Annotated in this window: 10 protein-coding genes and 2 pseudogenes; all 12 read left to right on the top strand. The window is 52.3% G+C overall.

Annotation, left to right across the window (positions count from 1 at the left end):
- The first annotated feature begins 9 nt into the window (after positions 1 to 9).
- The 12 genes and pseudogenes from A2G06_02945 to A2G06_03000 all read left to right on the top strand — a co-directional run bounded on the left by A2G06_02945 (position 10) and on the right by A2G06_03000 (position 11,994).
- Positions 10 to 354 (top strand): cupin, encoded by a 345-nt coding sequence (locus A2G06_02945; protein ID ANA39509.1) that lies wholly within the window; start codon positions 10 to 12, stop codon positions 352 to 354.
- Positions 355 to 644: 290 nt separating this feature from the next.
- Positions 645 to 926 carry a hypothetical protein gene (locus tag A2G06_02950; protein ANA41578.1) on the top strand — a complete coding sequence of 94 codons (282 nt, stop codon included), beginning with the start codon at positions 645 to 647 and terminating at the stop codon, positions 924 to 926.
- A gap of 1 nt (position 927) precedes the next feature.
- Entirely contained in the window at positions 928 to 1,269 is a 342-nt protein-coding gene (locus A2G06_02955) for a transcriptional regulator (protein ANA39510.1), read from the top strand.
- A gap of 120 nt (positions 1,270 to 1,389) precedes the next feature.
- Positions 1,390 to 2,379, top strand: a complete 990-nt coding sequence (locus tag A2G06_02960; GenBank protein ID ANA39511.1) for an arsenic resistance protein — start codon at positions 1,390 to 1,392, stop codon at positions 2,377 to 2,379.
- 2,062 nt (positions 2,380 to 4,441) lie between these two features.
- Positions 4,442 to 4,639 (top strand): annotated as a pseudogene (locus A2G06_02965) (transcriptional regulator).
- 1,005 nt (positions 4,640 to 5,644) lie between these two features.
- A complete protein-coding gene (locus tag A2G06_02970) occupies positions 5,645 to 6,805 on the top strand; it encodes a hypothetical protein (GenBank protein ANA39512.1) in 1,161 nt (386 codons plus the stop codon).
- Positions 6,806 to 6,973: 168 nt separating this feature from the next.
- Positions 6,974 to 9,121, top strand: coding sequence for a prepilin peptidase (locus tag A2G06_02975; protein ANA39513.1), 2,148 nt, complete (start codon positions 6,974 to 6,976; stop codon positions 9,119 to 9,121).
- 129 nt (positions 9,122 to 9,250) lie between these two features.
- Positions 9,251 to 9,745, top strand: coding sequence for an NrdH-like redox domain-containing protein (locus A2G06_02980; GenBank protein ANA39514.1), 495 nt, complete (start codon positions 9,251 to 9,253; stop codon positions 9,743 to 9,745).
- 42 nt (positions 9,746 to 9,787) lie between these two features.
- Entirely contained in the window at positions 9,788 to 10,363 is a 576-nt protein-coding gene (locus A2G06_02985) for a DNA-3-methyladenine glycosylase (GenBank protein ID ANA39515.1), read from the top strand.
- Positions 10,360 to 10,760: pseudogene (locus tag A2G06_02990) on the top strand (hypothetical protein). The gene A2G06_02985 and the pseudogene A2G06_02990 overlap by 4 nt, the downstream one beginning before the upstream one ends.
- 39 nt (positions 10,761 to 10,799) lie before the next feature.
- Positions 10,800 to 11,348: an isochorismatase gene (locus A2G06_02995; GenBank protein ID ANA39516.1), complete on the top strand. Its 549-nt coding sequence runs from the start codon at positions 10,800 to 10,802 to the stop codon at positions 11,346 to 11,348.
- 40 nt (positions 11,349 to 11,388) lie between these two features.
- A complete protein-coding gene (locus tag A2G06_03000; GenBank protein ID ANA39517.1) occupies positions 11,389 to 11,994 on the top strand; it encodes an SAM-dependent methyltransferase in 606 nt (201 codons plus the stop codon).
- The last annotated feature ends 2 nt before the right edge of the window (positions 11,995 to 11,996 follow it).

Consider the following 11,996-nt stretch of genomic DNA (forward strand, 5'->3'; position numbering starts at 1 on the left):
GAGAATACAATGGGCAACGAACTGGCGGCACCAGAGACGAAAGGTGTCACGGTGAAGGTACTTGCAACGGTTGACCTTGGCCCTGAAATTGAGGGCATGGCAGGACGCCAACTTCGGATGCGTATGGTGACTATCGAACCAGGAGGCGTCTTCGGCCCGGTTCATGACCATAGAGACAGACCAGGCACCGTCTACATACTGCAAGGAACGATCACTGACCATCGAAATGGAGTCGCTACGGACTATGGGCCGGGAGTGGGCTGGCCCGAGGACAGGAACACCACTCACTGGCTTGAGAACAGAGGAACTATTCCGGCGATAGAGATTTCGGTCGATATAGTCAGGCAAGAGTAAGCTCAGGCCCCACATCTAACGCGGGAAGTCTACGGGGACGTAGTTGAGTCGCGGAGGATTAGTCAACAAATCAACTACGTGCCTTAGCGGCGTCCCAAACTCCCCGGCTTTGCCGAACAACCCGCAGCGTATCAACAGGAGGTGCGGGCCTTCCTAGCCCGCCACCACACACCGAAGGGAATCGTCCTCGACGTCTGCCGGCGGCTCAATCTGCTGAGGAGGAGGTGAGGCGAAAACGTTCTGTGTTGTCGATGTTGACAACACACGATGCTGTTGTTATTCTCTCCAACATGAATGCAACGCTCTTGCTGAACGAACGTCATATCCTGTCTGACAATGCGTTTGTTGAGATGGTGGTGTGGCGTGTGCCGTCGCCCCTTTCCGGCAGCGCCCATTCTTTCAAGTACCGACTGGCCTTTATTGTCGGTGGCCTGTGCGTGCTGCGTTATGACAATGAGGCCGGCAAGGGCGACCACAAGCACATTGGCGAAAAAGAACTACCGTATCGTTTCACCACACCACAGGATCTGCTGGACGATTTCTGGAAAGATGTGGACGAATGGAGGTCCTGATATGCGTACCGTAACATTGGAAATTTCTTCCCGCGAAAAAATTAGTCAAAGATTCTTGCGGGCATTCGAAGGCAAACCTCAGGGGGATGTCATCAGTTTTGAGTCACCGGAACTCCTGTTCAGGGTGATTTCTGGCAAACGCTGGGACCTGCTTAAAATTATGACCGGCGCGGGGCCCATGACGATCCGCGAGGCGGCGCGCCGGATGAAAAGGGACGTGAAGGCGGTCCATACCGATGTGCACGTACTGCTCAACGCCGGGATACTGCAGAAAACCGGGGAAGGCCTGATTGTCTTCCCCTTTGATGCGGTGCATGTGGATTTTATGCTGAATGCGGCGTGAGTAGCCGGTGGGAAGGGTTTTTTGCCGGATAATAATGCCGTCGGGCAGATCAGCGGTTCATCATGTACGCACGCGCATGAACCGTTCAGTGACGGGAGCTGAGCGCTTCAGGAAAGCACAGTGTCTAGAGAGCGCCTCGAAGAGAACCAAATCTGGCTATACGCCGCTGCCTTGGCTGTCGGGGCGGGGCTTGGGCTGTGGCGCCCCGCCTTCGGCGCACGCCTAGAGTCTGCAATCACCCCTGTTCTGGCGGTGCTGCTCTATGGCATGTTTGCCCAGATTCCATTCCTTCACCTGCGTGAGGCATTCGCGAATCGGCGTTTCACGGCAGCGTTGCTGACGGTCAATTTCATCGTCGTTCCCGTGCTCGTCTGGTTGTTGTCGCGCCTGTTGCCTCAATCCCCACCGTTACTGCTCGGAGTGTATCTCGTTCTGCTCACGCCCTGCATTGACTACGTCATCATCTTTACCCATCTCGGTCGCGGAAACGCCCGGCTCGTTCTTGCCTCGACACCCTTGCTGCTCCTCGCCCAGATGCTCCTGCTGCCCGTGTATCTGTGGCTTTTCATGGGGGACGAGGCGGCACGGGTAATGAGCGCTGACCCGTTTCTACAGGCATTTTTCCTTCTCATCGTTTTGCCTCTCGGCCTGGCTCTGACAACCGAGTTCTGGGCCAAGCGCCGTCGCAGCGGCGCACTTTGGCTTGAGGCAACGGCGTGGCTTCCCGTGCCGTTCATGGCGCTGACTCTCCTGCTCGTTGTGGCCTCTCAACTGGGCAGAATCGGAGAGCATCTTTCCCTGGTAGTGCACGTCATCCCGATCTACATCGCATTCATGGCCGTCATGCCGGTTCTCAGCCGCTTGGTGGCCTGTGCGTTTCGCCTGGACACACAGGCGGGAAGAGCTCTGATTTTCAGCAGCGGAACCCGCAATTCATTGGTCGTGCTCCCCCTTGCGCTGGCCTTGCCGGACACGTGGGTTGTGGTGCCTGCCGTCATTGTCACCCAGACACTGGTGGAACTGGTTGGCGAGTTGATCTATATCCGCGTGGTGCCATCGGTAATTTTCCGAGAGGCAAGGCGTTGCGGTGCCGCGTCGGTAAAAAGCTGAACAGTGCATAACACGGTGCTGGGGGATGTTGCCAGCCTTGGGGGCCTGCTACAGTTTCGAGGGGCGACAAGGCCATGCTGATAATAAATCATTTTCTCTTTTTGAAGATTCTGTGAATGATTGACCGAATAGATCCTTTTTTGTTTCGAGATTCCGTAAGATCGGCCAAAATATCGGCCATAAAATCAAAAAATGAAATTTTCCATTTATTTATTTGGTAAAATACACTACAAAATAATCGGCCAAAATATTGACTAATATTGACGCACTATATTTTGTAACAGCTTGCTTCTAATTGCTTTTATAGGTTATGACTAGCGGCCAAAAAACCGGCCATATTTTATCGAAGCCATGCTAAACTAGTCTCAAACTAATTAAAATAACTGTATTCGATATCGGCCAAAAAATCGGCCAGTATCCGGAGGCCAACATGGAAGATGGTTTTTATACAAATATTTCAGAGATGGAGCCAATGATGCCTTCTGACTCCACGGGAGAGTTGGGCGATTTGGCAATTGAGGTTATCCGAAAGTCTGCCGCTATTAGCGCCGCTGTTCACCCTGTCACCCGTAGGGGAATCGTTGAGTTGGTAAGAAAGATGAACAGCTACTACTCCAATTTAATAGAAGGGCATAACACCCACCCTGTGGATATCGACCGTGCTATGCGTGAAGACTTCTCGAAAGACCCTGCAAAACGAGCAAGACAATTGGAAAGTAAAGCACATATAGAAGTGCAGAAATCTATTGAATCTAGAATCGAGGATGCTCCGGAAATAGTCATTACAAGTAAAAGATTTTTGTGCTGGATACATAAAGAATTTTATGAGCGTATGCCGGAGGAGTACCTTGTAGTACAACGTGCAGATGGAAAAACTGAACGAGTAATTCCTGGAGAAACAAGAGTATTGGAGGTTGAGGTTGGGAGACATTTGCCGCCCAAATCAGAATACTTAGATGCTTTTATGAAAAGATTCGAAGAGGTCTACGATCCTCACAGACTAAAAGGGTTGAATCAAGTTATTGCAACGGCAGCCTCTCATCACCGGCTTGCGTGGATTCACCCATTTTTGGATGGAAATGGGCGAGTTACTCGTCTTGTGACTCATGCATACCTTAAAAAGGCAAAAATAGATGGTCACGGGTTGTGGACAGTTTCCCGCGGTTTCGCAAGAAATCGTGAAGAGTATCTAGCTGCATTAGCCGGTGCAGATCAACCCCGCAGAGGAGACCTTGATGGCCGTGGGAACTTAACGCAAGCCGGATTGCTCGGATTTTGTAAATTTTTCCTTAAAATCGCGATTGATCAAATTGACTTTATGGCTGGCCTTCTGGACCTTGATGGCATGCAGAAACGAATACAAGCAATCGTAGATCGTAAAGTTTCTTTTGGTGAATTGAAGCCTGAAGCTGGTCATTTACTACGAGATGTATTTTTACGAGGAGAAATACCTCGTGGGGAAATACCCAGCATTATCGGAATGCCAGAACGCTCGGCACGTAGGGTTGTCAGCAGTCTATTGGGAAAAAACTATTTAGTCTCCGGCTCGGAAAAAGGGCCCGTAATGCTCGGTTTCCCGGCATCACTGGTGGGGTATTATTTCCCTCGCCTATATCCTGAAGGAGTTGAAGCAAGCCTTGATTAGCTTGTTGGAAGAGGGCCAACAATAGTGAATAGAAGGAGAAAGTTCAAGAAAATTGGAGTAGTAAGGAGCGCCCACCCCCCGGCTAGACCCATCTCCGCCAACGCTCCGTGGGTCAGCCTATAGCCGTTAGAGGTTTCCTAAAAACATGGCGTTATGGAAGAAGATCGTTAATAGGTATTTGTGTCTTGCTCGTGACTGCCGTGTCAGGATGTGTCTGGTTCCTCAAAGCACATTTCCCGGATCTGTGCGCTAACGACCAGACGCAAGTAGTTTACTCGCCAAACAACAAGCTGAAAGTCATCGTCTTTACACGTGACTGCGGTGCAACAACCGGACGGTCTAAGGGGACGTAGTTGATTAGTTGAGTAGCGAAGGGGAAGTCAAACAAATCAACTATGTCCCCTAGTGGACCCCTAGGATCTGCTTAAAATCATGACTGGCGCGGGACCCATGACGATCCGCGAGGCGGCACGCCGGATGAAAAGAGATGTGAAGGCGGTCCATACCGATGTGCACGTGCTGCTCAACGCCGGGATACTGCAGAAAACCGGGGAAGGCCTGATTGTCTTCCCCTTTGATGCGGTGCATGTGGATTTTATGCTAAATGCGGCGTGAGTAGCCGAGCACAGTCGGAGAAATGTTCCAATTGGGTGGATCACCGGTTCACGCGCGTGCGCGCGTGAACCGGTCAATACTGAGTTATGTCAGGGAAGATGATGGAGAGATAAAAATTATGCTTTTCTCAGCCTCTATGGATCATATAGCCGCGGCGCGAAATTTAATGACGGCTGGAGATGAAGCAAGTCTGAGATATGCTGCACTCGAAATTCGAATGGCTATCGAGTTGATGTTCTACAAATTGCTACCATCATACAAAGAGGAATTGCCGGATGAGCTTCTGAAACACTGGCAGCCAAAGAAAATTATTGATGCACTTATAGAATGTGATCCTTATATCGAGCATGATTATACAATGACAATGGCAGCGGAAAGGCCGGATGGCAGCCATGGACCGGCGTTACATGTCGGGCGCTACAAAGCTGTAAATAGGAAATTGTTGAGGCAGTATTACCACAAAATCGGATCGTATCTACACGCACCAATGACCGAAACACGCCCAGATTTGCCTAAAATGCACTCATTTTTGAATTCAGCTGCAACAAGAGTCGAGGAATACTGTCGGGAGACAACGCTCATCAGTAACTTTGGGATATTTCACACCGTCAGTTGCGTCTGTGGCCGGAAAATCAAAAGAAACGCGCATGCTTTAAAAAGCAAAAGCTACATTGTATGCCCCGATGAGTCATGCGGTGCAGTTTTTGATTTAATAGAAGATAGCGAGAATGGAGCAATATGGAAAATAAGAGAGACAGAATATATCTGCCCAAACTGCAAAACTTCGAATTTTTTAGGCTCGCACTTGATTGAGTCCGGGGTTACCTTCACTTGTGTCGAGTGCGGTCAAAAATATATTATCCACACCGGTTTTTTTGCTAGTCCCGCACAAACAGAGGGGCCATGATGACATAACCATCGGCAAGACCCGCCGAAGGCGGGTCAGCCTCAGCCCCGTTGGAAGATTAAAAAGGAGCAGAGGAATAAGCAATGTCAAAAGTGTGCATGTTATTAGGTGCTGGTGCATCGATAGAATACGGAGTTCCATCAACGCCGCAGTTGACCGAGCAACTTGAAGTTAAAATATTGAATGATTGCTGGGTACTCCATAACAAAGCCGATGAAACATACAAGCTGATCAGAAACACATTGAAATCGTTTTTGATAAATCCAGGAGGCGAACATTTCGAGCAAATCTACCATGTAATCGATGAATTATCCCAAGCCTCATACGTAGTCCAAACATCCGCATTTGATGAATTTCGGTACTTAATCCAACCGTTCATAGAAATCAAAAACAACGGCATCTTAGATTCAGCCAAGCTCACAGCGCTTGGTCAAAGATACCTATATTACGTTTACGAGATCATTTCCAAAGCGTGTGATACGCCCGCTTTCTCCGTTGCCCCTTTCTCAAATTTTCTGAACAACATGACAAGTGCGCATACCTTACGAATCTATAGCCTGAATTATGACGACTACGTGTTACAGGCTAAACCGGATTTGTACAACGGATTCGAAAAACGGGATAACGGTAAATTCAATAAAAAAGAGTATTTTTCAAACAGCTCCATTTCGTCAGTGTTTCAGCTACATGGATCGATCCGGCTGGGATACCCCTCTTTGAGGCATCATAATAATTTTGAGATTGGGGAACTTGCTTGGTTTGAAAACCGAGAAGAGGCTCTGAAACATTGCGAAGCAAACAGTTCTGGTGATAGGCAAATGGATGGTGGTGAAGTTAAGCTTTCCGCAGTGGTGACGGGCCTTAATAAGCTCGCAAGACTCCAAAGCTTTCCATTCAACTACTATTATTCAAGCCTCGGACATGATTTGATGGAAAGTGAGTACGTGATTGTTGCGGGATATGGAATGGGAGACATTCACGTGAACAAGTGGCTAAAGGAAGCGAGATTAGCGAATCCAGGCTTAAAGGTGATAATCGTCGATAAATTTGCACCAACCTTCTTGTCCTCGATCGATAGAAAGCTCATCGAATTAATACATATGATTCGAATAGACTTTTTCGGAAACCCCGGAAATCTCAGAAGGGGACCAGGCACTGACTGGATTCTTGTCCCATCTTCTAAAGCTGCGGTATGGGCCGGAGGCTTCCAAGCTTTCTTGAATGATCCAAACCTGGACATCGTCTTGAAATCAATTTAATTGTTTCTGGCTCCATTGAGAAGAGGCTGAGTCAGCCCTTAAAAATGTAATATTAGAGAAAGTTTCCAACCACGTAAATGCACCGGCCTGAAGCCGCCGGTGATTTCCGGCCCCGTTGTGCAAAGAGATTGTAAGTGTCACATGAACTGTCAACTAATGGAGGTCGGGATGCGGCCTGAGCAAGATATATTTGATGACTTGGCAAAGCTTTGTATTTCGCCGGGCTATATTCATGCGATATCCTATCTCTGTTTTCGCGACAATATGATTCGCTACGAAGATGAACTAAAGTCCGAGGACATGCAACATCTCTTCTCAAAGTCCCGTCTTATTAGAACTGAGACCTCCACACTCATCGGATTGCTACTTAAAGAAAAAATCGACTACGCAGTTCCTGTGCCGAGTGTAATGCAAGATTACATCACAAGAACAGAAGCCCTCCTCGAAGAATTTCACAATGCTATGTCTGCGCCATTTTGGGCGACCTTTGCCTCCAAAAAGTTAGCGAAAGGCTTCAATCCTTTTACCGTCGGAGAGGTGCTTCGCGAACCGATATTCTACGGAGGTGAGTCTGCCTACAGTTTTCAGTACCGAGACTTGGCCCCTCGAAAGTACGCGAATGACGACGCTTGGTTAAAAGCTAACAAAGGTTTTTCAATTAAGGAGGCGCGTGATGTCGCGTATGCCGTCGGACTCGTCCAAGACGAAAAATCAACTGTGACATTGTCCGTAATGAGGACAACAGCCCCTGATGAATGGACATTTCTTCCAGGAGACATATTTACCGCTCAAGAGATCGCCAGCCAATCGGGGCTTGATGTTGCTATTATCAAAAAAGTCCTATCGGCCTTCACTGTGCCAGATGGCGAGAGAAATGACCAATTCGCAGCTATACACGACTTCAATATCGCGAATGCCTTACCTCTAATTTCACCTGCAGAAGATACATATATTCTTTTCAATAGGTACAGCTTAGTTGAAGCGCTGTACGAATCACCTTTCTACTGGATGTGCGCTGACAAAGAATATGTCAATACTGCTAGTCAAAACAGAGGGTTGTTTGCTGAAGAGTTCACAGTAGAACGCTTAGCGCTTGTATTTGGTAAGGACAAAGTGTATTCGCGAGTCGATATCTTCGGCTCAAATCGTAATAAAATTGGAGAAATAGATGCTCTTGTTCTTTTTGGTAACCGTGCGATAGTTGTTCAGGTCAAGTCCAAACGATTAACAATTGAGTCGAGAAAAGGTAATGACCTTCAAATTAAAGACGACTTCAAGAAGAGCATCCAGGACTCTTACGACCAAGCATATAAGTGCACAAAACTGCTTGGTGACACAAGTTACGTTCTTAAAGATTGCTGTTCAAAGGAAATTCCAACCCCAGTTGGGCTCAAAGATGTTTATATACTTTGCATTATTTCAGACCACTACCCTGCATTAAGCTTCCAGGTACGTCAGTTCCTTCAGTTTCAGTCGACTGACAAAATATCACCGCCTTTTATCTTAGATGTCTTCACACTTGATGCGATGACTGAGATGTTAAATTCACCATTACAATTCTTAAGTTACGTGGATCGTAGGTCAAAATATCACGAAAAATTGATGGCATCGCATGAATTGACAATATTGTCGTATCACCTCAAACGCAACCTATGGTTGAGCGAAGAACACGATCTGGTGATGTTGGAAGATGACATTTCTACCGACTTAGATTTAGCAATGATTGTTCGGCGCGAAGGCATCCCTGGGAACGCTACACCGGATGGGATTTTGACGCGTTTGGCTGCAACCACATTGGGAGGCTTTATTAAGGAGATCGAGGCTCGACCAGATCCTGCAACGATTGACCTTGGATACACGCTTCTTACTCTTGGTGAAGATACAGTTATTGAAGTAAGTAAATGCATCAATGAACTTGCCAGGAGGGCGCAGATTGACAGAAAGAGCCACGATTTGACCATTGGGCTTGCGCAATCTAGTGCAGGGCTCACTGTCCATTGCAACGATGATCCAATAGAAATTGCAGGGCCAACTCTTGAAAGACACTGCTATGCCAGAAAGTACTCCCAACGCGCCCGGACTTGGTTTGGGATTTGCGTACGCCCCAGCGATACATCGCTAAGATTTGGCTTGAACCTTGACTTTTTGTGGGAACATAACGACGAAATGGATGCTCTAACTCAGAAAATGGCAAAGCCTAGAGCCATTCCAGATTTGCTGAATGAATTGAATCCTAAAAGAAAGAAAATCGGGCGTAATGATCCGTGCCCATGCGGTAGTGGCAAGAAGTACAAAAGGTGCTGCATTCCGTCGTAGCCCGAGGAACATAATTCCCATGAAATGCCCAACGAGCGGCGTCACGCGGTCTCCGCTTCGCTCCGCCGCTGCGCCTCACCACGTTGATTGTCACAGAACCAACCACATCCTTCATCCCCAGGAGCCCCCATGCCAATCCGCATCCTCCTCCCCATCGTCACCCTGCTGCTGACCTGCTCCCTTGCCGGGGCCGAGATGTACCAGTGGGTGGACGAGCACGGGGTGGTGACGTTCAAGGACACGCCTCCGCCGGCAACGAAGAAGGGGAAAAAGGTGAAGGTCTACACCGACGGCGATTTCGCGCCAGCGCCGTCTCCGCAGCCTGTGTCGACGCCGCGCAGGGCTACGCCGGCACCGCAGCCCGCGCCGCCCGTGAAGCAGCGCTTCACCGGCACGGTTGAGCTGTACGTGACCGACTGGTGCGGCTACTGCAAGCGGGCGGAGAGGTACCTGCGGAGCAAGGGCGTTTCCTACGTGGCCTACGACATCGAAAAGGACAGCGCCGCCATGCAGCGGCACAAGGAGCTGGGGGGCCGGGGCGTGCCGCTGATCGTGGTGGGCTCGCACAAGATTTCCGGATTTTCGCCCGAGACCATCGATTATTATCTGGAGAACGGCCGGTAAGGCCGCGGCCCGCAGCCGTCTCCGTTACGACAGGAGCACGACATGATCCAACGATGCGAATGGTGCGGCACCGACCCCCTCTACGTGGCTTACCACGACGGGGAATGGGGCGTGCCCGCCCACGATGACCGGCACCTCTTCGAGATGCTGATTCTGGAGGGGGCCCAGGCGGGGCTTTCGTGGCTGACGATCCTGCGCAAGCGCGAGGCGTATCGCCGGGCATTCGCCGGGTTCGACGCGGAAACGGTGGCCGCCTGGTCCGAGGCCGACGTGGCGCGGCTGCTGGCCGATCCGGGGATCGTGCGCAACCGGCTCAAGATCGAGTCGACCATCAGGAATGCCCGGGGCGTGCTGAAGATCCGGGAGGAGTTCGGCTCTCTCGATGCGTACCTGTGGCGGTTCGTGGACCATGCGCCCCGGCAGAACGGCTGGCGCAGCCTGGCCGAGGTGCCGGCCCGGACGGAGCAGTCCGATGCCATGAGCAAGGACCTGAAGCGGCGGGGCTTCAATTTCGTGGGGTCGACCATCTGCTATGCCTTCATGCAGGCGGTGGGGATGGTGAACGACCATGTGGTCCACTGCTTCCGGCACGACGAGATCAGGCGGAGCGGGGGATGACGTCTTCCATCCTCAAGTCATGCGCCATCTGGCTCCTGTTCATCCCGCTGGGAATCGTGAACGGCGTGGTGCGTGAAAAGGTCCTGAACCCGCTGGTGGGAGCGCAGGTGGCGCTGCCGCTGAGCGGCGTCACCCTCGGCGCCTGATCGTTGCCGTTGCCACGCTCCTGATCCCGCTGGCGGGAGGGCTCACCCCTTCGCGCTGCCGGCTGATCGGCGGGATATGGCTGGTGTTGACGGTCTTTTTCGAGTTTTTCTTCGGCCGCGTCGTCATGGGGCACCCCTGGGCGAAGCTGTTGGAGGCATACGACCCGCGCGGCGGGAACCTCTGGGTGGCGGTGCTGCTGGTGATCGCGGCGGCCCCGTACCTGGCGGCCCGGTTGCGGGGGCTGGTGTAGCGGGGGCCACGGGCTCCACGAATCAAGGGAGGCTACGGAATGAAACGCGCACTGCTGGTTATCGACGTCCAGAATGAATATTTCACCGGCGCCCTGCCGGTCAGTTATCCGGAGGGGAGCTTCCCCAACATCCTGGCGGCCATGGATGCCGCCACGGCCAGCGGGATTCCGGTGGTGGTGGTCCGCCATGCGTCGCGGCGGCCCGACTCGGCTACGTTCCGGCAGGGCTCTCCCGGGTGGGAGCTGCACCCGGAGGTGGCGCGGCGGCCCTACGATCTGCTGCTGGAAAAGAACCTGCCCGGCAGCTTCACGGATACGAACCTGGAGGCCTGGCTCAGGGAGCGGGGGATCGACACCCTGGTCATCAGCGGCTACATGACCCAGATGTGCTGCGATACCACCTCTCGCCAGGCGTTTCACCGGGGCTTTGCCGTTGAGTTTCTCGCCGACGCCACCGGCACCCTGGCCTTTGCCAACAGCGCGGGCGCGGTCACTGCCGAGGAGCTGCACCGGGCGGTGCTCGTGACCCAGCAACTGATGTTCGCCACGGTGATGACCACCGGGGAATGGATCGGCTCGCTCCGCTGAAGCTGCCACCTCGTCCTGCCGGAGCAAAGGAGAACGAACCATGTCCGATGTCACGAACACGTGGAATGAACGATACGATACCGAGGAATTCGTCTACGGCCGGGAGCCCAACGCCTTCCTGGCCGGAGTGAGCGCAATGATGCCGCCGGGGGATGTCCTCTGTCTGGCCGAGGGGGAGGGGCGAAACGCGGTCTTCCTGGCGCGGCGGGGGCACCGGGTGCTGGCGGTGGATGCCTCCGCCGTGGGGCTGGCCAAGGCGGCGCAACTGGCTGAGGAACATGGGGTGCGGATCGAGACCCTGACCGCCGACCTGGCCGATCTGGTTATCGAGCCGGGGCGCTGGGACGCCATTGTCTCCATCTTCTGCCACGTGCCGCCCCCCATCCGCCGCACCCTGCACCGGCAGGCAGTGGCGGGGCTCCGTCCGGGCGGGCTCTTCGTGCTGGAGGCGTACACCCCGGCGCAGCTGGAGTTCCGGACCGGCGGCCCCCCCACGGTCGAGCTGCTGATGACCCTGGCTGATCTGCGGGAGGAACTGGCGGGCCTCGAATTCCTGCAGGCGCGGGAGATCGAGCGGGACGTGGTGGAAGGGCGGCTCCACACGGGCCGGGGCGCCGTGGTCCAGATCGTGGCGCGCAAGCCGTGAGG

Origin of the sequence: Geobacter anodireducens, from assembly GCA_001628815.1 — a bacterium.
GTDB lineage: Bacteria > Desulfobacterota > Desulfuromonadia > Geobacterales > Geobacteraceae > Geobacter > Geobacter anodireducens.